We start from the raw sequence: 25,670 nt of genomic DNA on the forward strand, positions 1-25,670 counted from the left end.
TGTGAGTGCCCACACAGATTGCTTGATTCAAATTGTTAAAGAGCGTCACGCTTGTCGCGTTGAGGAGGCGCATATTACGCTCCTCACTTCGAAAGTCAAGCGGTTGTTTTCGCTTTTCTTTCGGCGCTGGCTTCGCAAGGAAGCTGGCTCATCAGTTCGGCGTGTTCCGCCGTGCTGGTAGTGGCGCATTATAGGGAGCGGCGCCGGGATGACAAGGGCTTTTTCATCGCAATTGTTCGTTCGCTCAGATATGCAGCAAACCCGTGCCTTTTTGCTCATAACCCCATCAATTCAGGCTTTGACTGGATTTAAATTGAACATTTGAAAAGTCACTTTATAATTGGCTTTTCAAATGTCAATTAAGGTTTAACCATGCATCAGATCCTGGATAGCCGCAAAGAAGAACAGATAGTTCCTCTGTTCCGCTTGGGGTTTCGGCCTTTCTTCCTGCTCGGGGCCCTCTTCTCTGCCTTGGCCATGCTGGGCTGGCTGGCACAGCTCAATGGCTGGATCCTGTTGCCAGGAGTCGGCAACCCCATCTGGTGGCATGCCCACGAGATGCTGTTTGGTTTCGGCGCCGCCATAGTGGCGGGCTTTCTGCTAACCGCCGTACAGAACTGGACGGCCCATCCCGGTGTTCGGGGCTGGCCGCTGGCACTGGTCGTGGGCCTGTGGGCCGTACCCAGGTGCTTGTTGCCCTGGCTGGGAGAAGGGAACCCGGTTCTGATGATGATGGATCTGATGTGGTTACCACTCTGCGCTTGGTTCCTGGCCAAACCCATCATAGTGACCCGCCAATGGCGCAACCTCTTCTTTGTCCCCCTGCTCGTGGTACTGACTCTGCTCAATGGCGCTAGCTGGCTATGGCATGGGGAGTGGATCGCCATAGAGCATCTGCTGATCACGACAGTGCTGCTGTTCACGACCCTGATTGCAGTGATGGGAGGACGGGTCATCCCCTTCTTCACCGCCCGAGGTACCGGCCTGGAGAAAGCCGCTCCCCTGCCGTGGCTGGAGCGCATAGCACTCGCATCGCTGTGGCTTATTTTGCTGTGCTGGCTGCTGCTCCCCACCCAATGGACCACCAGCACTTATATGGTGCCTCTATATATAGTGGCGGCAGGTTTGCATCTGTGGCGACAACTGCGCTGGCGCCTCCCGACCACCCTTGCTCATCCCCTGCTGTGGTCACTGCATCTCGCCTACCTGTTTATTCCGCTCGGTCTGCTCGCTCTCGGGGCGCAGACAGCAGGACAGCCCATCACCTTGTCGACGGCCAGCCACCTGCTCAGCGCCGGCTGCATGGGCACCATGATCCTGGGGATGATAGCGCGCGTCTCCCTCGGCCATAGCGGTCGAGCCTTGCAAGTGGGGCACCGGATAAGCTGCGCGTTCGCACTGGTCATAGCGGCAGCCGTGATCCGGGTTGTGATCCCGCTACTCTGGCCTGCCTATACCCTGCACGGCTGGAACCTGAGTGGTCTGGCCTGGGTCGGCGCCTATGGCCTGTTCGTCTGGGTTTATGCCCCCATACTGACCAGCCCCAGGGCGGATGGCCGTCCGGGCTGATCATCCGGGCTTATTCTCGGGGCCTGGCCGCAGGATAGTGGATCAGGTTGTGAAAGATCGCTGGAGCAATCCCCAGATTGCGATAACCATGGGGGCGATCGGCGGCAAAGCGCACCGCCTCCCCTTGCGCCAGTGAACGCCACTCCCCTTCCATCAGCACCTCCATCAGACCACTGATGACGATGACATGCTCGGTCACACCGGGCTCATGGGGTTCGGATTCGCGCTGATACCCGGGTAGCAGCGTCAGTTCAAACAATTCAAAACCAAACCGCTTCTCATAAGGAAATAAGGGGGCGACCTGCATGCCCTCTCCCGCAGGCTGCTGGCGAATGGCGTCGGCGGTACGATAGAGCACCTCTCCCTGCGCTGCCGGGGCAGGCTCGATAAAGCTGGAGAAGGAAACACGAAAGCCGGTGGCGATCTTCCACAGGGTAGCCACAGTAGGACTGGACTCTCCCCGCTCAATCTGCCCCAGCATGGCCTTGCTCACCCCCGTCTCACGCGCTGCCACATCCAGGCTCCAGCCCAGTTCGCTGCGCAATCCCTTCAGACGTTGGGCCAGATGCTGATTCATCTCTTGCATGACTGCCTCTTTATTACTCTTGCATGAATCGCCTTGTACGCTATAACGCACAACGATATAGTCAGAAGACACATTGTACGTAATAACGCACAACCAGTCACAATCCGACAAGGACGTCACTATGCCCTTCGCCCTTCCCCACCTGGTGGCAGGTTTCATCGCCGTGATGGTCGGCTACACCAGCTCCGTCATCCTGATCATTCAGGCTGCTACGGCGGCGGGTGCCGATGCCACCCAGCTTGCCTCCTGGCTATGGACGCTGGGTATCGGTATGGGAATAAGCTGTATCGGCCTCTCCTTTTATTACCGCATACCCGTACTGACCGCCTGGTCGACCCCGGGGGCCGCCCTGCTGATCACCAGCCTGGGCAACTTCACCCTGGCTGAGGCCATAGGCGCCTTCGTTATCTCTTCCCTGCTGATCACCCTGTGCGGCATCAGCGGCTGGTTCGATCGCCTGATGCGGCATATCCCGGCTCCGCTGGCCGCCGCCATGCTGGCCGGAGTCTTGCTCAGATTCGGGCTGGATCTGTTCAAGATCGCGCCACAAGATCCCTTGCTGCTTGGTACCCTGCTACTGGCCTTCCTGCTGGGCCGCCATCTCTGGCCTCGCTACACCATGGTGCTGGTGCTGGCGATGGGAATAACCCTCTGTGTCCTGCGGGGGGATCTGCAACTCGACACTCTGCACTGGCAGTTCGCCAGCCCGGTCTGGACCTGGCCGAGCTTCTCCTTCGATGCCTTGTTCGGCATAGCCCTGCCACTGTTCATCGTCACCATGACCTCCCAGAACATGCCCGGCATTACCATATTGCGAGCTCACGGTTACCAACCGGCTACCTCCTCCCTGATCACCTGGACCGGCCTGACCGGCCTGTTGCTGGCCCCCTTCGGCGGTTATGCCTTCAACCTCGCCGCCATTACGGCCGCCATCTGCATGGGCAAGGACGTGGATCCCGACGCCAGCCGTCGCTGGCCGGCTGCCGTCTGGGCTGGCGGCTTCTATCTGCTGACCGGTTGCTTCGGGGCAAGCGTGGCCGCCCTGTTCACCGCTTTTCCTGCCACGCTGGTCACCTGCGTGGCAGGGTTGGCTTTGCTCGGCACCATAGGCAGCAGCCTGCACACGGCATTGCAACAAGACGAAGCGCGAGAAGCCGCCCTGCTCACCTTCATTATCACGGCCTCCGGGATCAGCCTGCTGGGTATCGGCGCCGCCTGCTGGGGGCTGCTCGTCGGTGTCATCCTGCATCAAGTCAATCAACGAAGAAACTGACCTGACCATCTGGGGAGCCTCCCGTGAGACACAGCACAGAATTCAGAAAAATTGGTTCACAGCTGAAACTAATTGCCATTAAGTGGTGCCGAGGCACTTCTTCTTCCCCGATGCGTGCCTCATGTCAGACTCATAAACTGGAGAATAATAATGAGGAATCAGGCTGTCATCTTGTTACTGGCACTGCTGGGCGCCACCACCGCCCACGCTGCCGACTCGGATCGGGAGCTGGCACGCCAGCTCGCGCTACAGCAGAAAAACCTGCTGCCACTGCTGAGCAATCAGGAGTACCAGAGCCCGCTGCCTAACCTGCTGCAAAAAGCCAGTCCACGGCTGAAACGGCAGGCGAGCGATGCCAACCAGGCCGCCATCAGTCGGCAAGGGCTGGACGGCGAAGTCAAGCAGTTGATGCAACTGCGACTGGCCACCCCGGAGCAGGCCGCCGCACTGCAACAAGGGGTCGAACCCCTGGTTGCCTATGTACCGAGCGGAGATGAGAAGAGCTGGAGCGCGATCGAAGCTTTCGACAGCGCCGGCAATCCCGTCTATCTGGATGTGGACAAGGCACCGGCGCGACCTGTCTTGGTGGTGGAAGCAGACCCCGTCAAGGCCAAGAACGCCGGCCTGAAGGTGATGCGCAAGGCGCTGGCCGCAGCCGATCTGCAGGCAGCCCCGCGCACCGCCGCCAGTACGGCACCGCTCAAGACCAGCATCCTGAAGAAGATAAGACTGAAGGATGATCAGGAGCCCTGGCTGCTGGGTGCGGCCGAAGTCTATGCGGTGGTCGCCGGGGTCAATCCCAGCCGGGATGAGCCCGTGGTCGACATAGTCGACATGCCCTACCTCGACTATGACAACACAGACTACACCCCCAACCAGATCCTGGTGTACTGGGATCGCTACCGCTGGGGTGCCGTCGACATCGTCATGATGGAGCAGGATGACAACGTCAACTACAAGGAGCTGAGCGCCTTGTTCATCGATGCCCTCAAGCTCGCCTTTACCGCTGGCGGCGTGCCGGAGGCCCTGCCCTTCCTGGATCTCGGCGGTCGTATCGTCAAGGCGCTGCCCGACTCCTGGATGACCAACAACGATGACTATCTGGATACCTTCTACACCCTGGAGCAGGACCAGAGCTATCACCAGTATCCGGGTGCCGCCGGCAATGCGGTCATCGATCTCGAACCAAAAGAGATAGCCCCAACCCGGCCTTGATAAGCCGCTATGACAAAAAAGCCAATGAGCAGCAACTCATTGGCTTTTTTTGTGCCTGCGGCAACCTGTGTCAGGCCGGGTCCTTCGGTCTGACGCCCAGGGTATGGCAGATGGCGTAGGTCAGCTCTGAGCGGTTCAGGGTATAGAAGTGGAAATCCTTCACCCCCTCCTGACTCAGCACGCGCACCTGATCGATAGCAATGCTGGCGCCCACCAGGTTGCGGGTCATCTGATCGTTGTCCAGCCCTTCGAAACGCTGATGCATCCAGCGCGGGATCTTCACGTTGGTAAAACCGGCGAACTTGGCCAGGGTCTGGTAGTTGGAGACCGGCAGTATCCCGGGCACGATTTCAGCATCTATGCCGATGGCGGCGCATCGATCCCGAAAACGCAGGTAAGTCTCCACATCGAAGAAGAACTGCGTGATGGCGCGGTTGGCACCAGCATCAATCTTGCGCTTGAGGTTGAGCAAGTCTGACTGCGCACTTCTGGCCTCGGGATGACCTTCCGGATAGGCGGCCACCGAAATATCGAAATCAGCTTCTGACTTGAGCAGGGCCACCAGATCGGTGGCATACATATCAGGCTTGTCGAGTCCGGGCGGCAAGTCACCACGCAGGGCCACGATATGGCGGATGCCGCTGTTCCAGTAATCGCGGGCTATGGTACGCAGCTCGTCGCGACTGGCATCGATACAGGTCAGGTGGGGCGCCGCGATCAGGCCGGTACGCTCCTTGATGTCCTTGATCACTTTGTGAGTACGATCCCGGGTGCCTGAGTTGGCACCGTAGGTCACGGAGACGAACTTGGGTTCCAGCACTTTCAGCCGTTCGATGGACTGCCAGAGGGTATTTTCCATCCCTTCACTGTTGGGTGGAAAAAACTCGAAACTAACCCCTATGTCACCGCTTAAATCGGCCAGACTCTGGTTGAGTGCCTCAACCTGACGTGCACTGTGAAATCCCATCTGCTCTCTCCCTGCCCTGCAACCCATTCCTCTACGTCAAAACGGATGTTTGGACGTCTAAACGTCTTTATATCTTTATGAGAAAACGGATCAAAGTCAACCCTGATTTACAGATAGGAGTGAGACTCTGCTGTTTATTTGGCAATTAACCTGAAGTAACGATTGGCACCCCATCCCAAAAGCCGTGGAGTCGCGTTATGATGAACACAGATCGTCCTGAACGTTCTGAATCTGCGTGTGATTGTTTGGCCGGAGGTTTCTCCGGCCCCTTTTTCAACCTCTTCCCTTCCCTGCCGATAACCAATTGAGCCATTCGCAGGAGCCTCGTCATGGATACCCACCCCGGTTTTGCAACAGACCTGCTGTTCGATCGCTATCAGGGCAACGTGGTAGACCATGAGCAGTTCTGGGCCGTGCGCACCCCTGATGCTCCCGATTACTATTTTGGCAACTACCTGCTGCTCCCCACCCCCCCCAGCGATCGTGACAAAGGCTGGCTCGAGGCCAGTTTTGACAAGCTGATTGGACTGGACCCCAGAGTGCAGCATCGCACCTTTCAGTGGCCGCTGGCGGAAGGCCAGAACAGCCGCGTAGCAGGTTTCGTGGCAGCGGGATATCAATACATGGAATGCGTTGTGCTGGCGCTGGATGCCACCAACTTGCACCAGGCTGCCACTATCGACCAAACCGCAGAAGCCCGCCCTTTTTCGCCCGCCGACTGGGATGTCTGGCTGGCGTTTGAGCTCAATGAGCGAGATCCCGGTCACTCGGTGGAAAACTATCTCCCCTACCTGCAGTCCCGACGTCGCCTGTATGAAGCCATGATCGCGGATGGACTCGGGAAGTGGTGGGGGATCTGGCAGGAGGATCAGCTGGTTGCCAGCTGCGGCCTCTTCTTCACCGGGACCATGGGTCGGTTTCAACTGGTACGTACTCATCAGGAGTGGCGCAACCGGGGGCTATGCCGTCAGCTGCTGAGCCAGGTTGCGCGCCAGGGGTTGGAGCGGGCCAGGCAGCTCATCATAGTGGCCGACGAGCACTACCACGCTCAGCGGGTCTATCGTTCATTGGGCTTTACCCCTGTGGCCCGCATCGGCAGCCTCTGCCGCTGGCCCCATGAGACACAATAGCCCGAGTGGCAGGCAGAAATGAAAACGGGAGGCTGGTGCCTCCCGTTATTTATGATGTTGCCATTTACTGCTGTGGCGCTTCCAACTCTTCGGACAGTGCCTGCTCAATCTCGGCAGATGGCGCCGGTAACGGGGCGGCCGCTGCAGAGGCTGGCATAGCCGGCGTGATCGATGGGATGGGCGCGGCAGGGGCATCCTCTGTCACGGCGGGTGTGGCCGAAGATGGCGAAAGAACGGCAGGCGTCTCTGTCGTGGCGGAGACAGCCGAAGGCGCAGGATCGACCGGTACCTCGGTCGCGGGGGTAGCCGCAGGCGCTGGTGCGACCTGAGCCTCAGTGGTGGGTACCGCAGGTACGACAGTGGCGGGAACAGCCGGTGCCTCACATTGGCAATCCTGCCCCTTGGCCTTGTTGCCCTGATGGGGTGGATACCAGCCCTTCAGCCCTTGCTCCAGCCGGTCTGCCGCCGCTTGTGGTGCCATCTTGCCCAGCAGCACGGCCTGACTCACCTCGGCCAGCTCATCCCCCAGTTTGGGTTTGCCACGGGAGAGGATCTGGGTCGCCACCCGTATGGTGGAATCACACTGATCGCGCCACTCCATCATCTCCTTCGCCGCCGGATTGGTGACATCAAAGAAGTGGTTGGAGAGGGAGAAGAACCCTGGCAGCGAGTTGGTATAGAGCTCGGCAAACTGGGGGGTGGTCAGCCACTGCAAGAACGCCATGGCCGCCTCCTTGTTCTTGCTGGCGGGGTTCATGCCCATACCTATATCGGTGTGATCGGTAAAGAAACAACCATCACCCTGTTTGGCTACTGGTGGGCGCATGACGCCAAAATCGACCTTGCCGGTAAAGGGGGCGATTTCCCACGATCCCGCCACGTAGAAGGCGGCCTTGCCGGAAGTGAACAGCTCATTGGTGGTGGCATAGTCCCGGTTCTCACCCCCCTCTCCCAGGTAGGGGCGCCAGCGGGCCAGCTCCTCAAGCACCTTGACGTATTGCGGGTTGTCGAGCCGCTCCTGCCCGCCGATCAGCGCCAGACGACCATCTTCCCCTTTCCAATAGTTGGGGCCTATGTTCTGAAAACCGAGTTCGGACGAAACCCAGCTCTCGGCACCACTCATGGCCAGCGGCACATAGCGACCGTCAGCTTTCACCTTGTCTAACGCGGCAAAGAAACCATCGCGGGTTTGCGGTATGGTCAGGCCCAACTCACTGAATATCTTCTTGTTGTAGAAAAAACCGTGGATCACTGACGCCATGGGCACACAGAAGGTTTGGGCACCGGAATCGGTTTGCCAGGGTGACTGGGCAAAACTCGGGAAGTTTTCCATCCCTGACATCTCGGTCAGCTCCGCCAGATGACCGGCCTTGAACAGGGCAAGGGAGTCGTCAAACGGGCGACAGGTAATGAGATCTCCTGCCTTGCCATCCTTCAGACTGGTCAACAGGGTCGGCATGTAGTCGACGTTCTGCACACCATTGAATTTCACCTGGATTCCCGGGTGAGCAGCCTCGAAAGCAGGAATGATCTTCTGCTCCCACAAGACTTTGTCATCCGTCCGCCAGCTCTCGATCACCAGCTCACTGGCCACCAGTTGACCACATAACAGGAGACTCAGGGCCCCAATCCACTTGTTAGACATAAGCCCTCCTAGACCTTGAAATGTGCGATCAATTGCTGCTGCTTGGCGACCAGATCCGCCAGCACTTCACTGCTGCTTGCCGACTCTCTCGCCTCCCGCTCGGTCTCATAGGCCACGTCGGCGATGCCGGCGATATGTCGAGCCACCCCCTGGCTGACCGAAATCTGCTCCTGGGCGGCATGGGCAACCTGATCCGCCATCGACTTGATGGAGGTCATCCGCTCGGCGATGGACTGCAATGCCAGGTCCATTTCACGAGTCTGTTCAACACAACTGCGGGTCTGGTCCTGACTGCGGCCCATCACCTCCACCACCTGTTTGCTCGAGTTCTGCAGGTTCTCGATCATCGCCTGGATCTCTTCGGTCGAGGTCTGGGTACGGTTGGCAAGCGCTCGCACCTCATCAGCCACCACGGCAAAACCGCGACCGGCATCGCCAGCACGGGCCGCTTCGATGGCCGCATTCAGGGCAAGCAGGTTGGTTTGCTCGGCAATGCTGCGGATCACATCCAGAATGCTGCCGATATTGTTGCTGAACTCTCCCAGCTTGTAGGTGATACCGACGGCCTCTTCCATGGCACCAGCCAGTTGTTCGGTGATGCGACGTGTGGTGGCCACTTTCTGACGGCCACTTCTCGCCTCATCATCAGCCAGATCCACTTCCCGTTTTGTACCATCGGTGGAACGGGCCACCTCAGTGGCGCTCACTTCCAGCTCTGTGATGGCCGCAGCCACCTGATCGGTCTGGCTCTTCTGATCCTGCACCCGTGACATGGCCCGCTCGCTGATCTCGGCGGCGCGGCTCGCCTCCTCCACCAGGTGGCGAGAGCCGGCATTGATCTGGGAGAGCAACTCCCCCGTCTTGCCCGCCAGGGTGTCGATGGAGCGGGAGAGGCTGCCGAACTCACAACTGCTCTGATAGTTGATACGGCGGGTCATGTCACCGGCCGCCATGTAATTCAACTCTTTGTTGATCATCTGCAGCGGTCGCTGAATGCTGCGCGCCGTGGTATAGCCGATGATGAGCGCTGCCCCAGCCGAAATGGCGGCGACGATCAGGATCCAGAAGCTGGCACTGCTGACCGCATCATCCGCCGTAGTACGGCTCTGGCTGGCGATAGTCCCGGCCGACTGGCCCATCTGGTCGAGCAAGCTCAAGCTGTTGACCAGGCTGGCGTCGAGCTGCTGGTTCAACGTCTGCAAGGATGCCGCCAGTTGCTGGGCATTGCGCATGGTGGCAAGCAAGCCTTGCTGACCGAGTGCCAGCTCTTGCATGCGATCCAGGTTGGACACGAAACGCTGCTTCACATCGTCTGGAACCAGCACGCGTTCGAGGCGCTTGCGGGCCATCTCTATGTCCTTGCTGAGCACCTTTTCCAGTTCATTGAGGTCGGTTTTGGCATCGGCTCGGCGAATGTTTTTCAGATCACGGGCGATCCCGGAGGTGATGAGTTCGGCCTTGTTGCGCATGGAGCGCTTGCTTGCCGTCTGTTGCAGCAGCAGATCCGCCGCACGCTGATAGGTGTCCTCCAGCCGGATGAAATCGATCTCCAGCTTGTGGCGCTGAACCAGGGCATTGACCCACTGGCTGTGCTGGGCAAGCACCTGGTCCGCCAGACCATAGAACTGCCTGGTGGCGCTATCCACCTGCTGGAAGCGGGCATTGGCCTCGGCGACCCCGGTGAACTTGCCCATCTCCTGGCTCAGCTGAGTGAAGCGGGTTTGCTGCTCTTTGAACTGGCTGGCGAGTTGTGGCAACTGACTTGCCTCCTCGCTGGTCCGATAGACCAATACCCAGCGGTTGCTGTCTTGCAGGGCGCCTTTCAGGCCTGCAACGGCAATCACCAGTGGCGTCGCCTGGTCGGATACCTGCGACAAACCGTCGTTGATACCCCTGATCTTCACCGTGCTGATCACGCCAAGCAGGATCAACAGCAGCAGCATCAACACAAATCCGGCGATGATCCGCTGCACAATAGATAAACCCATGGAGACATCCTCACTCGTGGGGGGAAGGTAACGTGAACATAGACACTATCGGCACAAGCGGCGAATTATAGAGGGTGGGCTTGGGTTATTTTATTGATCCATATAGGGTTGGATCACCATTGACTGAGGATAAAGCAGACACAAAAGGGCCCGAACAGTGTCGGGCCAAAGAGACGTGCTTAGCTGTAAAGGCCCTTGACGGACCGGTTCGGCTACTTGTCAGAAGCGATAGCCGACACCAAACATGAAGGCCATGGGATCGATGGAGGTCTTGATGGTACCGACGGCAGTGTGTACATCGGTGTCGATATCCATGATCCAGGCAGAGGCGTTGACAAACCAGCGATCGTTGATCGCCATGTCCAGACCGACCTGACCGGCCATGCCCCAGGAAGAGTCTACGCTGACATCGGTTCCTGCCAGGGCACCACGTCCTTCCTCATCAAAGAAAGTGGTGTAGTTCACACCGGCGCCTATGTAAGGACGAACCTTGCTCTTGGCATCACCGAAATAGTACTGCGCCATCAGGGTCGGTGGCAGGTGCTTGACCTTGGCAACCTCACCCAGACCAGCAGTGGAAACGGAGTGGGAGAACGGAGTGGCTGCCAACAGCTCGACACCCCAGTTATCCGTGATCAGATAAGAGAGAGTCAGACCCAGCTGCATGTTGCTGTCAATTTCCAGCTCGCCGGTACCCAGTACGTCATCACTGCTCGTTTGAGGAGAGACAAATGCCAGGCCGCCGCGCACCAGAATATCGCCAGCTTGGTGGGCCATGGCGACGGGAGAAGCAAGTGCGGCTGCGATCATCAGAGGGAGGATCTTTTTCATCACATTTTTCCTTTTAGTTTTCGTTCTATGTTGCAAGCCTGAAGACTATAAAAGGATGTGAATGCGGGGTTATTGATTTAGCTCAAAAGTTACCAAGAAATAGATAGATGTGTACAGCAGCTTCCAGACCGCCTGAAGCTCCGACAAAATAAATAAAATTACATTAATAACAATAATTTAGTTTAAATAACTTCAGATTAAACCCCATTAAATAACCATTCAAATATATCTTATGGTGGATTTAAGCAGCGGCTTGTGACTACCTAGTCTTCATGGCAGTGTATTTTTGTATCAAATGTGACTCGGCTGTGAGCGGAATATTCATAAAAAAACAGACCAAAGGGAAACGCAATAGTCTCCGCGTCACCATCATATGAGATCCCCTTTTTTCCAGCTGATGTGGCAGGTATTTATCCCCTGCATCCTACTGTCAATACAGACTCATCAAGCGGGCTGACGGAGATGGGATGCCTGACACAAGAGGAACTCTCCCTCCACTATCTGTTCCGGGCTCAATGCCCACTGCTCCCTAGCCAGTTCACCGCTGTATCCCCGCCAGCGATCCCGTCCCTCCTGCTTGGCCCTGTACAGCGCCATGTCCGCCAGCTTGAAGCTGATATTCCAGAACGAATCTTTCAGCTCGGGGTGCAGGGGGTAACTGCAATACCCTAGTGATGCCGTCATCCGGAGGGGCACCTCTTCCCGACCGAACCGATATTCGGCAATCTTGCGGCGCAAGCGCTCAATCCGAGCTGCCACCCGCTCCGCCTCCTCACAGGTCAACAACAGCAGGAATTCCTCCCCGCCCAGCCGGATCAGCGGCTCCTCCTCGCCGAGAGCATTGCGCATCAATGCGGCCAGCTGGCACAACACCAAATCTCCCATGTCGTGGCCAAAGCGATCGTTGACCTGCTTGAAGTAGTCCAGGTCCAGGATCACCAGCACCCTGGCAGCGGTGACGTTATCCCGGCTCAGCAACCACTCGTCGAGGTAGCGCCGATTGGAGGCATGTGTGAGCGGATCCGTATAGGCGGCGACCTCCATCCTGGAAGAGTGCGCCTGCAAGGCACTGTGGTGCAGACTGATCTTGGCCGCCATCTCCCTGAACTTGCGGCTGAGCAGGGCCATCTCCTGGCTGCTGTCGATAAGCGGCAGCAGGCTCACATCCTGCTTGTCGCCAAATTTCTGCAGCGCCTTCACCATCTCGCTGACCGGCCCCAACACTATGGCTCTCAGCCGGGCCAGGGCCATCAGGACGCAGGCGATGCTGATCAACAACATGCCAAAGAAGGTCCAGATAGCCCCCTCCATGGCCCCCTGCAACACATAACGCTCCTCTTCCACTATCAGGGTCAGCACGGGATCCCCTTCATTATCGAGCAACAAGCCCTCCCCTCTGACCCGTTGCAGCCCCAGATCCACCAGTCGGTAACGCATCTGTGGTTTGAGCGGCTTGAAGGAGACGAAGTTGTCGGAGGGCTTGGGCTGGGAAATAGTCAGGGAAAGCGCGGTACGTTCCGCCAAATCACTCAGATACCGCGCATCCAGCCAGCGGGTGACCAGCAGGTAGCCGTTGGGCTTGATGCTGCCTTGCGAGTCGGTCACTGGCTGGAGCGAAAAGATGAGCGGCCCCCATTGGGAACCTCTTACCCCGCTCAAGCTGCTCACTCCATTTTGACGCGACTGACGCAGCAGCTGCTGCTTGAGGTCATCCAGAAAGAAAGGGAGCAGGGTCGTATCCGTGTCTGGCGTCTCGGGCAGCAGGGTGCGGGTCCAGATCTCATGTCCCTGTAAATCCATAAAGCTCAACACATTGAGTTCGAAATCCCGCATCGGGGTGTCGACCAGCAAGTTGGAACGGATATAGGCCTGATTGGGATGAGCCAGGAAGCGATAGCTCTCGTCCCAGATCCCCCAGTCACGGGCAAAAGCATTGATGGCGTTGATATCTCCCTGCACTGCCTTGATCACTCGCTGCAGGTGATCCTTCATCCGCTGCTCCTCGACCCGCTGCGCCGCCGGTACTTGTGCCAGGGCAATCACGATGAGCAGCATCAGGATGGCGCCGGCCCAGACGGGAAACATGGAGTAAGCCAGCAAGTGGTCGATGGAGCGGGAAGATTGAGCCATGAACGCCAATATCCTCTGGATGGCAAACAACGGAGCGGAAAGGGTCTTGTGCCAAGTATGGAGTATCCGCTTCCTGAGACGGCAACTGAATATCCACCATAAAAAACAAGGGGCCCAGGGCCCCTTGTCTCATGACTGCTGTGATTATTTTACCAACAGCGGCGCCAAAAAGCGCGCCGTATGAGAATCCTCACAACGGCTGATCTGCTCCGGCGTGCCCGTCACCAGAATGCGACCGCCGCCAGCGCCCCCCTCGGGTCCCAGATCGACGATCCAGTCGGCGGTTTTGATGACGTCCAGATTGTGCTCGATGATAACGATGGTATTGCCGCGATCCCGCAGTTGATGCAATACCTTGAGCAGCTGCTGGATATCGTGGAAGTGCAGCCCTGTGGTCGGCTCATCCAGGATATAGAGGGTCTGGCCGGTGTCCCGCTTGGAGAGCTCGCGCGCCAGCTTGACCCGCTGCGCCTCACCGCCGGAGAGCGTCGTCGCTGACTGACCAAGGCGAATGTAAGAGAGACCCACATCCATCAAGGTTTGCAGTTTGCGCGCCACTGCCGGTACCGGATCGAAGAAGGCACGCGCGTCCTCCACCGTCATGTCCAGTATTTCGTGGATGTTCTTGCCCTTGTACTTCACCTCCAGGGTCTCGCGATTGTAACGCTTGCCCTTGCAGACATCGCATGGCACGTAAACGTCCGGCAGGAAGTGCATCTCCACCTTGATGACCCCATCCCCCTGACAGGCTTCGCAGCGACCGCCCTTGACGTTGAAGGAGAAGCGACCCGGCAGATAGCCACGGGAGCGCGCCTCCTGCGTGCCGGAAAGCAGCTCGCGGATCGGGGTGAACAGGCCGGTATAGGTGGCCGGGTTGGAGCGCGGGGTACGACCGATGGGGCTCTGGTCGATATCCACCACCTTGTCCAGATGCTCCAGTCCCTCAACGCTGCGATAGGGCGCCGGGGTCGACTCGGTCGCCTTGTTGAGCTCGCGGTGGGCAATGCGGAACAGGGTATCGTTGATCAGGGTCGACTTGCCGGAGCCGGAAACACCGGTGACGCAGGTCATCACCCCGAGAGGCAGATCCAGATTGACGTTACACAGGTTGTTGCCGCTCGCGCCTTTGAGTTTCAACCACTTGCCAGTGAGCGCCGTACGCTCGGCAGGAATGGCAATCCGCTTGCGGCCAGAGAGATAGTCACCGGTCAGCGAATCCGGGTTGTCGATGATCTGCTGGGGTGTCCCTTGAGCTACGATATTACCGCCGTGTACCCCGGCCCCGGGGCCGATGTCGAGCACGTGGTCAGCCAAGCGAATGGCATCTTCGTCGTGCTCCACCACGATGACGGTGTTGCCCAGATCGCGCAGATGGATGAGGGTCGTGAGCAGCCGCTCGTTGTCACGCTGGTGCAGGCCGATGGAAGGTTCATCCAGCACATACATGACCCCAACCAGGCCAGCGCCGATCTGGCTCGCCAGCCGGATACGCTGGGCTTCCCCGCCGGAGAGGGTCTCTGCACTGCGTGAGAGACTCAAATAGTTGAGGCCGACATTCACCAGGAACCCAAGCCGTTCGACGATCTCTTTCAGGATCTTCTCGGCGATCTGGGCGCGCTGGCCGGTCAGGCTCAGTCCCTCGAAGAAGGCCAGCGCATCACCGATGGACTGTTCGGCGATGGCGGAGAGGTTGCGGTTGTCCACGAATACGTGGCGCGCCTCTTCCCGCAGTCGACTGCCGCCGCAACTGGTACAGGATTTGTTGGCGATGTACTTGGAGAGCTCTTCCCGTACCGAGTTGGACTCTGTTTCACGGTAGCGGCGCTCCATGTTGTGCAGGATCCCCTCGAACGGATGCTTGCGCACCACCACATCGCCGCGATCGTTCATGTAACGGAACTCGACCTCGGTACGGCCCGAGCCACGCAGGATCACCTCCTGGGTCTTGAGGGGCAGATCTTCCCACGCGGCCTCCAGATCGAATTTGTAGTGATCGGAGAGGGATTTGAGCATCTGGAAGTAATAGAAACTGCGCTTGTCCCAGCCACGAATGGCGCCGTTGGCCAGACTGATGGAAGGATCATGGATCACCTTGGCCGGATCGAAATATTGCTGTACCCCGAGCCCATCACAGGTGGGGCAGGCACCTGCAGGATTGTTGAAGGAGAAGATGCGCGGCTCCAGCTCCGACATGGAGTAGCCACACTCGGGGCAGGCGAAGTTGGCAGAGAAGGTCATGGGCCCAACCCCCTCCTCCCCATCCATGGGCACCACCTGCACGATACCGCCTGAGAGGGTCAATGCCGTCTCGAACGATTCGGCCAGCCGCAACGCCAGGTCATCGCGTACCTTGAAGCGGTCCACCACCACTTCTATGGTGTGCTTCTTGTGCAGCTCCAGGGTGGGTGGATCCGAGAGATCACACACCTCGCCATCGATACGGGCCCGGATATAGCCCTGAGCCGCCAGATTCTCCAGCAACTTGGTGTGCTCACCCTTGCGATCCCGTACCACGGGCGCCAGCAGCATCAGTTTGCTGCCCTCCGGCTGGGCCAGCACCTGATCCACCATCTGGCTGATGGTCTGGGCGGCGAGCGGGATGGCATGAGTCGGGCAACGGGGCTCACCTACCCGCGCAAACAACAGACGCAGGTAGTCATAAATTTCGGTGATGGTGCCGACGGTCGAGCGCGGGTTGTGGGAGGTGGATTTCTGCTCGATGGAGATGGCAGGGGAGAGCCCCTCTATGTGATCCACATCCGGTTTCTCCATCAGGGAGAGAAACTGGCGGGCATAGGCAGATAACGACTCCACATAGCGACGCTGCCCTTCGGCATAAAGGGTATCGAACGCCAGGGAGGACTTGCCTGAACCGGAGAGGCCGGTAACCACGATCAGCTTGTCGCGGGGCAAGGTCAGATTGATGTTCTTGAGGTTATGGGTGCGAGCACCCCGGACCACTATCTTTTCCATCTTGTTGCACGCTCGATACACAAATCAGAGCGAATCAGTATGGCATAGAGACTACTGGATGAATAGACAGGTTTTATCCATCATCTCCATCGATTTCAGAGATATTCTTTGGCCCAGCTCACCGCCTGCAACCGGTTCTTGACGTTCAATTTCTTGAAGACGTTATAGAGGTGGGACTTGATGGTGTGCTCGCTCACAAACAGGCTGTCGGCAATCTCGGTATTGGAGGCACCCGTCATCAGGTAGCGAATGATCTCCTGCTCGCGCGCAGTCAGCAGCGTCTGGTTGCGCAGGTGATGTTCTCCCCCCTTGCGGTAGTAGTTGACCAGATCACACAGCAAATGGCGCGGGATCCAGTACTCCCCCTGCAACACCTTGCGAATGCCGAGCACCAGCCGATCCAGCGGATCCTGGCGGAAGAAGAGTCCGCTGGTGTGAGGCCACATCAGCAACAACTCGCGATCCGTGCTGGCCGGGGCATTGAGCAATATCGTGTTGGCTTCCCCGAAGCGACTGGAGATCTCCCTCGGCCACCCACTCTGCTGGCTCGACTTGAGGTAATCCAGATCGACCAGAAATAATGGGTGTGACTCTCGCCCATCCTGTTCCGGCAGCGCCTCCAGGGTGCTTACCAGCAGGATGGGGAGTGCCAGCTGCTCAGCCAGATAGCTCTGAAAACTGGTCGCCTGCACATTATTTTCAGTCACCAGTACGACTATGGTGTATGGGGTGGTCATGAAGAGCACGTCCTTGAACATTCAGGCCATGGTTTTTTTGGCAGCAGAGAGTACCAAGCCCCCCAAACGCTGCAGCATTAAAAAAGCATTAGACGCCAGTGTGCCTCTTTTGAAACTCACCAATTTCCCAAGCAATACAAATGACTAGCCATGCCCCCCCATTTGGGTGGAATACTGGCACTGTGCCCGGCAAAGAGTGTCACAGTGCAGTCGGAACCCGTTTTGCTACGTTTGCTCAGGCCATCCAGCCCTGCTTGCTTGCTGGCCATGGTCGGCCTCGTGTAAGTTAATCCTTCGGTTCATGTTACGGGTGGAGGATGGCAGGGCAGGAAGATGTGCGCTCGTTCACGCCAACTGTTATTATTGCGGCCAAAATCTGAAAGCGGAACATTGGCCAGCTGGCCGACTGAACCGGGTTCAGTCATCGCATGATGTGTCAGTGTCGCCAAGCGATGCTGCCTATCTCGCAGAAAACAAACGATATGTTGAATTGGTCCGGGCATATGGCCTGGCCGGTATATAAAGGGTGGAAGAGAGATTATGGCCAGTCGAGGCATCAATAAAGTCATTCTGATCGGTAACCTGGGACAAGACCCGGAAGTACGCTACATGCCGAGTGGCGGTGCCGTGACCAATATCACCCTGGCCACCTCTGAAACCTGGCGCGACAAGCAGACCGGTGAGCAGAAAGAGCGTACAGAATGGCACCGTGTGGTGTTCATGGGCAAGCTGGCCGAAGTGGCTGGCGAGTACCTGAAGAAGGGCTCCCAGGTCTATGTCGAAGGGAAACTGCAGACTCGCAAATGGCAGGATCAAGGTGGCCAAGAGCGTTATACCACTGAAGTGCTGGTAGACAGCTTCAGTGGCGTGATGCAGATGCTGGGTGGTCGCCCGCAAGGTGGCGCTGGCCAAAACATGGGTGGCCAACCTCAAGCGCAAGGCAACTGGGGTCAACCGCAACAAGGCATGCCAGCCCAGCAGCCGGTAAACCAGGCTCGTCCTGCCGCCGCACCGCAGCAGAACATGCAGCAGCCACAAGGCGGTTATGGTCGTCCGGCCCAGCAGCCCCAGTCAGCACCGCCTGTCTACAACGAGCCGCCGATGGACTTCGACGACGATATCCCGTTTTAATCGGCAATGAATCCCGAGAGGCCCTGTTCATGCAGGGCCTTTTTTTACCTGTTATTGACGCAGGCACGGCATGCGGTGCTATTCCTGTGTGAATGTGGCCGTTATTTCCACGTGTCACAGGCCGTCTTGGGATTATGCTCAGGGCGACTCGTTTGCCAGAGAGAACTCATGGTGTTTCTGCATCGCACGCTACTGCTCACCATTTGTCTGACCGCCGCCATGGTGGCCCCCCGGCTATTTGCCGCCGAACTGCTGCGGGTGGGCGTCAGCTTCGCCATCCCCCCCTATGTGATCGAGGAAGAGGGACGCGGGATCGAGCTCGACCTGTTTAAAGAGGCCTTTCGCGACAGTGGCTATGAGCCCCGCTTTGAATATCTGCCACTGGAACGCACTTTCCGGATGCTGGAGTCCGGCAAGCTTGACGCCATCATCAACGTCAAGCCCGGCATGCTGAACAATGTCTTCCTGTCACAGCCAGTGATCGCCTTCCATAACCGGGTGTTCACCCTCGGCAAGACTCATATCAGCACACTGGACGATATGAAAACCCTGAGAGTCAGCGCCTTTCAGCGGGCTCGCCAGATACTGGGAGGTGCCTTTGCCAGCATGGCGGATCAAAATCCCCGCTATGAGGAGGTCGCCAAACAACAGGGGCAGGTTCACAGACTGATGCTGGGGCGGGTGGATGCAGTGATCCTGGAGCAGCGGGTGTTTTACTACTATCTGGCAGAGCTGGCCGACAGCAAATATGGCGCCGAGCTCTATGCTAGTGGCCGGGTCAGGCAATATGACCTGTTTGCGCCAACCCATTACCATTTCGCCTTTCGTCAGGTGGAGCTGCAACGCAGGTTCGATCGCCAACTGGATGCCATGCGAGTCGACGGACGCTATAGGCAGATCTTCGAGGCCTACGGCGCCACACCATAAGGCGAAAACATAAAAGCCAGCCTGTGAAAGGCTGGCTTGATACTGGCTCCAGAGGAACTACAGCGTGGAGGAGCGTTACTTTATAGCGCTGCCATTTTTCAGGTCTGCTTTCTGACGTTTGGCGTCGCGCTTCTCTTTCAGTGACATCTGCGGTTTTTTCTTGGCATCTTTGCCGTTGTGATGTTCTTTGTTACTCATCATCAAACTCCAAAAATGTTACCCAGACAGTTGGAACCCAGGTTCCAGCATGCCATCCGAATCGTAGACTTCAGTAGTACGCTTTCAGTGACGACCGATTGATCGCACTCACTCCAGCATACCCCCAATGTTGCGCAAGAATCCACCCTCATCAGCCAGGGTGCGTCCTGAGTCATGCCTCCATCTCGGCCCTGATCGGATACGTGATGGCATGAAAGGCCAAAAAACCTGAGTATGCCTGATAAAATTCGCCTCCCCTGACATATTCACTCACGAATCGAAATAAATCACCAAATCAAAAATAACTATTCTTTAAATAAGACAAGGTAATTTAGATAAGCATTCTCACTACCGTCAGAAACAAAATATTACAACCTGAATAGGCGGTTTTATTTTCAAGCTGATATTATCCCGACTTATTTTTATAATTATGTTCCCGAGAATAAGGACATCCCATGACCAGAAAAACGAGAGCCGCGCTGGTCTCCGTTTGCTCAAACATCACACTGATTATCATGAAGATATTCGCTGGCATTCTGAGTGGCTCCGTCAGTATTATTTCGGAGGCAATTCATTCGGCAATGGATCTGGTGGCAGCTCTCATCGCCCTGTTTGCAGTACGCAGGTCAGATATTCCCCCCGATCAACGCCATCCTTATGGACATGACAAAATAGAAAACGTCTCCGGCGTGATCGAAGCTTTGCTGATCCTGCTGGCCGCTGGCTGGATCATCTTCGAAGCTATCGGCAAGTTGATCACACCAACGCCGATCGAAAGCGTGGGTTTTGGCGTACTGGTCATGCTGATCTCGGCGCTGGTCAACAGCGGCGTTTCGACCTATCTGTATCGGGTGGCGAAAGAGGAAGAATCCGTTGCCCTGGCAGCGGATGCCCTGCACCTCAAGGCAGACGTGTTGACCTCCCTCGGGGTGGCTGCCGGTCTGTCGGGTATCTGGCTCGCCGCCGGGCTGGGTTACAACCTCTATCTGCTCGACCCCATAGTCGCCATCTGCGTGGCGCTCTTCATTCTCAGAGAAGCAATGTCCATGCTTGACCAGGCTTTTCAACCACTGCTGGACCACAGCATGAACGAGGAGGAACTGGCCATGACGACCCGAGTGATCGAACAGTGCTGCCCGGAGCATGGGGGCTTTCACGCCCTGCGCAGTCGCCAGGCCGGACGCCGTCGCCACATCGATTTCCATCTGACCTTGCCCAAGGAGATGAGCATCGAACACTCCCACGCCATCTGCGATCGGATAGAAGAAGGCATAATGCATCACATACCTCATGCCATAGTGTTGATCCATGTCGAACCGAGCGGCCACGGCTGAGAGCTGTACCAGACAAACCGGGACATACGAGAAATCTGCAGTGAACTGGCAGATAAATGACGGAGAAAAGTGCAGAACCGGCTCTTTTATGACAACAGAGCGGATTGCATAAGAAATAGTCGGTGAAAATGTGTTAATGTATTCCACCCCCCAGCCGCCCCAGGAGCGCGCCGTGAAAAAGTTGGAAATGAAAGACCTCACCGAAGCCGAAAAGGCCGAGATAACCCTGTTGCTCCAAAAAGCCCAGGCCAATGCTGATCATCAGCTGACCAACGCAGAACGTAACAGGATCCGTGAGGAAGGCCGGCTTAAAATCGTGGCAGATCGTGCAGAGGCGGCCAAGGTGGCTTCCAAACTGGCTCGGGAAAAGGCCAAAGAACGGGCCAGAAATCAGGTACTGCCAGAAACCTTCAGCTGGATCGACTCCGTCAGCAACAAGTTTCGCAGCAAGCGCTGAGTTAGCGCTGTGTTGATGAACGCCCACCCACACCAGACCGGTGTGGGTGGGCGTTTGCCATTCAGGCCCTGCGGCAACCAAGGAAGAGCACTGCTATACCGCTCTTGATCAGGAACGCCTCTACGCCAGTCAGAAAGCAGTCACAAAAAAGCTCAGCGCCAATCATAGCAAGGGCCAGCGCTCAATCTCGCCAGTGAACACCGTGGCTCATGTGACAATATGAAGTTGGTAGCACGTCGATAACCAGAAATTAATATTGAGATAAAGTTTGCTTTAACGAAGATAGCATGTTTTAATCTCTCTCGATGGTTCGGTAGTTCAGACCTGTTTATGTTAGGCAGTCATTTTAGTAAAGCAGTGATTAGTATAAGAGTTATCTACGATAGTTCTTATTAAATAATTCTCCTTCTTTAGTGCTCCCCATACGTATTGCTGACGAAAAATCATAGATTGCCAAATTTTGGCACTTAAAACACTATTTTAGGAAATTATTATGTCTAACAAAATGACTGGTACCGTTAAATTCTTCAACGCCGAGAAAGGTTTTGGTTTCATCTCCCCGGCTGACGGCAGCAAAGACGTGTTCGTACACTTCTCTGCAATCCAGTCCACCAGCTTCAAAACTCTGGACGAAGGTCAGCGCGTTGAGTTCACCATCGAGCAAGGCCAGAAAGGCCCGGCTGCTGCCAACGTAGTTGGTCTGTAATTCAAGCAAGGAAGCCTTCACGCTAGCTAACGCCTGCTGAGAAGACCTTCTGCAAGAATTAAAAAACCCGCCTAGGCGGGTTTTTTGTTGTCTGAAATTCAGTGTTTACCCCGTTTACCCCCTCTCTCTCAGCCCTTTCATCTCTCCCTCGCCTCTGTTCATCTTGCTGCTTTATGTCACCCAGGTACTCCCCGCTCTGTCTGCCCCTCCTGCTGGCCCTATGACAGCCCAACAAACTTAATGAGATTAATTATCGTTTACACATCTTTCACTGATCATTACAATGCCAGCCGACAAACGGGAAGATTATTCAATTGAACCTTCCCAGTCCTGATTTCACGCGGGATGCAGTGAAGTCACCCCATCGAGTTCACCCAAAGGATGAATGTCACTTTCTCATTAAAAGAGTTCAGGCCAACATGATAAAAATGCACCGCAACAAGCTGACCACGCTCATTCTCGCCGCCCTCGCCTCCCACGCCTATGCCGCCGAACAGGAAGTCATGGTTGTGACGGCTTCCGGCTTCCAGCAGAAGATCGAAGATACCGCCGCCTCCATCTCGGTAGTGACCCGTGAGCAATTGGAAAAACGCGCCTACCGCGACGTGACCGATGCACTGAAAGATGTGCCGGGCGTGGTGATCACCGGGGGTGGCAGCAGCAGTGACATCAGCATTCGTGGCATGGGCTCCAAATACACGCTGATGCTGGTGGATGGCAAGCGTGTCGACAGTCGTGGCACTCGTCCCAACAGCGATGGCCCGGGCATAGAGCAGGGCTGGTTGCCACCGCTGCAAGCCATAGAGCGTATCGAGGTAGTGCGTGGCCCCATGTCCTCCCGTTACGGATCCGATGCCATGGGCGGTGTCATCAACGTCATCACCCGCAAGACCGCCAGCATGACGGCATGGCAGGGGTCGCTGCATGCTGACTCCACCTTCCAGGAGAACAAGGACTCAGGCAACATCTTCCAGACCAACGCCTACACGGCCGGCGCACTGGTAGACGGGCTGCTGGGGGTGCGTCTGAACGGCCAGCTTTCCCATCGCGGTGAGGATCAGTTCCAGAATGGCTTCGCCGAACAGGAGATGCGCAGCGGCACTGCCGTGTTCAGCCTGACCCCTGACGAGCACAATCGCTTCGACTTCGAGGCCAGCCGCGGTCTGCAGGATCGTGATCGCACGCCGGGTGAGTCCATCCCGGCCAAGTCCAAGCCCAGCCTGAGCACTTACGAGCGCACCAACTACGCCATCACCCACGACGGCCGTTACGACTTTGGCTCCTCCACCAGCTATCTGCAGCGGGAAGAGAACACCAATCCCGGCCGCCAGATGAAGCTCATCAACACCATAGCCGACACCCACACCCAGTTTGAGCTTGGGGATCACTACCTGAGCGTGGGTGGCCAGTACCGCTACGAGGATCTGCAGGATCAAGGCAACCAGCTCAACGTGGTCAACCGCGCCAACCAGCTGACCCGCTGGAGCTGGGCCATGTTCGTGGAGGACGAGTGGGCACTGACCGACAGCTTCGCCCTGACCGGCGGCGTACGCATGGACAGGGATCAGAACTACGGCACTCACTGGAGCCCGCGTCTGTACGGGGTCTGGCATCCGGCTGAGTCATGGACGCTGAAAGGGGGCGTCTCCACCGGTTACCGTTCACCGGATCTGCGCATGTCGGCCGCCAACTGGGGCCAGGCCACGGGTGGGGGCACTCAGGATGGGATGCTGGTGGGCAGCCCGGCTCTCAAACCTGAAACCAGCGTGAGCCAGGAAATCGCACTGCTGTGGGATGGCCAGGAGGGGTTGAGCACAGGGCTGACTCTGTTCAACACTGACTTCGAGGACAAGATCTCCGAGATCCGCCGTTGCACCAGCAAGAGCGATCCCTCCTGTACCCTGAACGGTCATACCTATGACTTCATCAGCGACCGCATCAACGTCGACAAGGCGAATATGCGCGGGGTGGAAGGCACGGCCAACTGGGCCATCAACGAAGACTGGTCGCTCGCCTCCAGCTACACCTTCACCCAGTCCGAGCAGAAGAGCGGCCCGATGGAAGGCAAGCCTCTGAACCAGATGCCGCGCCACATGTTCAACACCACGGTCGACTGGCAGACCACAGAAGAGGTCAGCCTCTGGTCACGGGTCAACTTCCGCAGCAAGACCTCTGACTACCTGAGCCGGGTCAAGATGGCAGAGGGCACGCCTTCCTACACCTTCTTTGACACAGGTCTGGTCTACAAGGCCAACAAGAACCTGGACGTGACCGCCGGTATCTACAACCTGTTCGACAAGACGGTGGATTACACCAGCTTCGGTACAGTGCTGGACGGGCGCCGCTACACACTGGGAATGACCTACAACTTCTGATCAATCGCCGCCGCCCATCCCGGGCGGCGGCCTATTTCTCCCCTTTTTCCGCGTCCTCTTCTGCATAACAGGCTGCCTGCCAGGTATTGCGACCACGAGATTTTGAACCGTACATCAGTTTGTCTGCCTGCTGCAGCAAGCCAGTGCTCTCTGCCCTGACCCCCGATGGAACCCAGACGGCCCCCGTGCTGATGGAAAGCCCCAGCTCACCGGCACTGGTCTGCAACTTCTGAGCACTCACCTCCCGTCCGATCCGGCTTGCCCAGCCTTGCAACGCCGCCATATCTGCCATCGGCAAGCTGATGCAGAACTCCTCTCCCCCGATCCGGGCAAACAGCGCATCGCTTGGCAAGACGGCCTCTACCCGCTCGGCCAGGGCAGCGATCACCTCATCCCCAACGCCATGGCCAAAGTGATCATTGATGCCCTTGAAACGGTCGATGTCAAACAGCAGCAGGGCCGAAGCCTGGCCGCTTGCCAGCCGCTCGGCCAAGAGCGGCAAGAAGGCGCGCCGGTTCAGGATCCCTGTCATGGAGTCTGTGTTGGCGAGGCTCTCCAGTCGGGCATTGGCCCGGAGCAGCTCGGCGGTACTGCTCGCCACAGCGCGCCTCAGCTGCACTATGTAAACCAGCAATACAGCCCCTGCCGCCGCCGATAGCCAGAACCAGAAGTGGATTGGATAGACGGTCTCTATATGCATCCATTTGCGGGTAATGCGCTCCCTGTCCGCCTCGCCCATGCGAGAAAATCCCTGCTCCAGCTCCTGCAACAGGGCCTGATTGCCCTTGGCGACGGCAAAACGCACCTCATCGCTGTAGAGATGGCGTACCGGAATGAAGCGGGTGGGATCTTTCGAGGTGTAGATATAAAAATTGGCCATCTGCAGATCGGCGATGAAGGCATCCAGCTTTCCGCTCAAGGCGGCGCTCAGCATGGCATCGTTATCGTCAAAGGCTTGCAGGCGCGTGTTGGGAAAGTGCTTGCGGGCGTAATACTCCTCATAACCGCCCGCTACCACCCCCACACTCTCGTGCAACAGGTAGTAATTCACATCTGTGCCGCGCAGAGAATTGGAAAAAAACAGCTGGGCATCCAGCCGGGAGAGCGCCCGACCATAATCATAGAGCGGATTGCGCTCCTGTGACCAGAGCAGGCCACCATGGACATCGGCCTTGCCGGTGCGCACCAGCTCCAGCGAGGTCTGCCAGTCCACCAGCTTGAACTGGACCGGCCGCCCAGTGACCCGCTCGAACTCCCGCCAGTAGTCGATCAACAGGCCATCCGGCTGCCCCTTGTCATTGATGTAGGAGAAGGGCTGCCAGGCCTTGGAGTTGGCCACTATCAGGGGTTTGACCTCGGGGGTAGCCCAGACGGGCAACAAGAGTGCAAGGAGCAGCAAACCTGCGCCCCAACTGACCCGCCAATCTGCCCCAGAAGAGACCGCCATTCCTGAACCCACCTTGTTATTGGACATCTATGCGGCCATTTATTATCACTA

At 57.3% G+C, this 25,670-nt stretch carries 20 protein-coding genes; 10 read left to right on the forward strand and 10 right to left on the reverse strand.

From position 1 onward, the window contains the following. Nucleotides 1-372 precede the first annotated feature (372 nt). Nucleotides 373-1,569 carry an NnrS family protein gene (locus tag GWQ27_RS18030; protein WP_275907954.1) on the forward strand — a complete coding sequence of 399 codons (1,197 nt, stop codon included), beginning with the start codon at nt 373-375 and terminating at the stop codon, nt 1,567-1,569. Nucleotides 1,570-1,579: 10 nt separating this feature from the next. On the opposite strand, the gene GWQ27_RS18035 is transcribed toward GWQ27_RS18030, so the two are convergent. Beyond that, complete coding sequence (locus tag GWQ27_RS18035) at nt 1,580-2,155, reverse strand: XRE family transcriptional regulator (protein ID WP_275907955.1); 576 nt, start codon at nt 2,153-2,155, stop codon at nt 1,580-1,582. 121 nt (nt 2,156-2,276) lie between these two features. On the opposite strand from GWQ27_RS18035, the gene GWQ27_RS18040 reads away from it, so the two are divergent. Both GWQ27_RS18040 and GWQ27_RS18045 read left to right on the forward strand, forming a co-directional pair. Continuing rightward, nucleotides 2,277-3,428: a benzoate/H(+) symporter BenE family transporter gene (locus tag GWQ27_RS18040; RefSeq protein ID WP_275907956.1), complete on the forward strand. Its 1,152-nt coding sequence runs from the start codon at nt 2,277-2,279 to the stop codon at nt 3,426-3,428. 150 nt (nt 3,429-3,578) lie between these two features. Further along, entirely contained in the window at nt 3,579-4,643 is a 1,065-nt protein-coding gene (locus tag GWQ27_RS18045; RefSeq protein WP_275907957.1) for a DUF3103 family protein, read from the forward strand. A gap of 70 nt (nt 4,644-4,713) precedes the next feature. Here GWQ27_RS18045 and metF read toward each other — a convergent pair whose 3' ends face one another. Continuing rightward, nucleotides 4,714-5,610: a methylenetetrahydrofolate reductase gene (metF, locus tag GWQ27_RS18050; protein ID WP_021140731.1), complete on the reverse strand. Its 897-nt coding sequence runs from the start codon at nt 5,608-5,610 to the stop codon at nt 4,714-4,716. A gap of 329 nt (nt 5,611-5,939) precedes the next feature. Between metF and GWQ27_RS18055 the strand changes: the two genes are divergently transcribed. Further along, on the forward strand, nt 5,940-6,740 hold the full coding sequence (locus GWQ27_RS18055; RefSeq protein ID WP_087756675.1) for a GNAT family N-acetyltransferase: 801 nt from the start codon (nt 5,940-5,942) through the stop codon (nt 6,738-6,740). Between the two features lie 64 nt (nt 6,741-6,804). Here GWQ27_RS18055 and GWQ27_RS18060 read toward each other — a convergent pair whose 3' ends face one another. The 6 genes from GWQ27_RS18060 to GWQ27_RS18085 form a co-directional block, all read right to left on the reverse strand. After that, complete coding sequence (locus GWQ27_RS18060) at nt 6,805-8,385, reverse strand: extracellular solute-binding protein (protein WP_275907958.1); 1,581 nt, start codon at nt 8,383-8,385, stop codon at nt 6,805-6,807. Between the two features lie 8 nt (nt 8,386-8,393). Beyond that, nucleotides 8,394-10,373 (reverse strand): methyl-accepting chemotaxis protein, encoded by a 1,980-nt coding sequence (locus GWQ27_RS18065; protein ID WP_125602521.1) that lies wholly within the window; start codon nt 10,371-10,373, stop codon nt 8,394-8,396. Nucleotides 10,374-10,592: 219 nt separating this feature from the next. After that, a complete protein-coding gene (locus GWQ27_RS18070) occupies nt 10,593-11,204 on the reverse strand; it encodes an OmpW family outer membrane protein (protein ID WP_021140735.1) in 612 nt (203 codons plus the stop codon). 444 nt (nt 11,205-11,648) lie between these two features. Further along, nucleotides 11,649-13,334 carry a diguanylate cyclase gene (locus tag GWQ27_RS18075; RefSeq protein WP_275907959.1) on the reverse strand — a complete coding sequence of 562 codons (1,686 nt, stop codon included), beginning with the start codon at nt 13,332-13,334 and terminating at the stop codon, nt 11,649-11,651. A 144-nt stretch (nt 13,335-13,478) separates the two neighbouring features. Then, nucleotides 13,479-16,307 (reverse strand): excinuclease ABC subunit UvrA, encoded by a 2,829-nt coding sequence (gene uvrA, locus GWQ27_RS18080; protein ID WP_265452856.1) that lies wholly within the window; start codon nt 16,305-16,307, stop codon nt 13,479-13,481. 95 nt (nt 16,308-16,402) lie between these two features. After that, nucleotides 16,403-17,065: a LuxR C-terminal-related transcriptional regulator gene (locus tag GWQ27_RS18085; RefSeq protein WP_265434555.1), complete on the reverse strand. Its 663-nt coding sequence runs from the start codon at nt 17,063-17,065 to the stop codon at nt 16,403-16,405. Nucleotides 17,066-17,584: 519 nt separating this feature from the next. On the opposite strand from GWQ27_RS18085, the gene GWQ27_RS18090 reads away from it, so the two are divergent. Both GWQ27_RS18090 and GWQ27_RS18095 read left to right on the forward strand, forming a co-directional pair. Beyond that, nucleotides 17,585-18,175, forward strand: a complete 591-nt coding sequence (locus GWQ27_RS18090; RefSeq protein WP_005316531.1) for a single-stranded DNA-binding protein — start codon at nt 17,585-17,587, stop codon at nt 18,173-18,175. A 168-nt stretch (nt 18,176-18,343) separates the two neighbouring features. Continuing rightward, nucleotides 18,344-19,102, forward strand: a complete 759-nt coding sequence (locus GWQ27_RS18095; RefSeq protein ID WP_275907960.1) for a transporter substrate-binding domain-containing protein — start codon at nt 18,344-18,346, stop codon at nt 19,100-19,102. Between the two features lie 75 nt (nt 19,103-19,177). Here GWQ27_RS18095 and GWQ27_RS18100 read toward each other — a convergent pair whose 3' ends face one another. Then, complete coding sequence (locus tag GWQ27_RS18100) at nt 19,178-19,303, reverse strand: hypothetical protein (RefSeq protein ID WP_011899188.1); 126 nt, start codon at nt 19,301-19,303, stop codon at nt 19,178-19,180. Nucleotides 19,304-19,755: 452 nt separating this feature from the next. On the opposite strand from GWQ27_RS18100, the gene GWQ27_RS18105 reads away from it, so the two are divergent. The 4 genes from GWQ27_RS18105 (at nt 19,756) to GWQ27_RS18120 (ending at nt 24,172) form a co-directional block, all read left to right on the forward strand. Continuing rightward, nucleotides 19,756-20,634, forward strand: coding sequence for a cation diffusion facilitator family transporter (locus GWQ27_RS18105; RefSeq protein ID WP_275907961.1), 879 nt, complete (start codon nt 19,756-19,758; stop codon nt 20,632-20,634). 172 nt (nt 20,635-20,806) lie between these two features. After that, nucleotides 20,807-21,091: a DUF3811 domain-containing protein gene (locus tag GWQ27_RS18110; protein WP_011899186.1), complete on the forward strand. Its 285-nt coding sequence runs from the start codon at nt 20,807-20,809 to the stop codon at nt 21,089-21,091. Between the two features lie 493 nt (nt 21,092-21,584). Further along, nucleotides 21,585-21,797, forward strand: a complete 213-nt coding sequence (gene cspA / locus GWQ27_RS18115; RefSeq protein WP_005316548.1) for an RNA chaperone/antiterminator CspA — start codon at nt 21,585-21,587, stop codon at nt 21,795-21,797. A gap of 428 nt (nt 21,798-22,225) precedes the next feature. Further along, nucleotides 22,226-24,172, forward strand: a complete 1,947-nt coding sequence (locus GWQ27_RS18120; protein WP_275907988.1) for a ligand-gated channel protein — start codon at nt 22,226-22,228, stop codon at nt 24,170-24,172. Nucleotides 24,173-24,203: 31 nt separating this feature from the next. On the opposite strand, the gene GWQ27_RS18125 is transcribed toward GWQ27_RS18120, so the two are convergent. Next, nucleotides 24,204-25,619, reverse strand: a complete 1,416-nt coding sequence (locus GWQ27_RS18125) for a sensor domain-containing diguanylate cyclase (protein WP_275907962.1) — start codon at nt 25,617-25,619, stop codon at nt 24,204-24,206. Between the last annotated feature and the right edge of the window lie 51 nt (nt 25,620-25,670).

The organism is Aeromonas sp. 5HA1, from assembly GCF_029237245.1.
In the GTDB taxonomy this organism is placed as follows: domain Bacteria; phylum Pseudomonadota; class Gammaproteobacteria; order Enterobacterales; family Aeromonadaceae; genus Aeromonas; species Aeromonas salmonicida.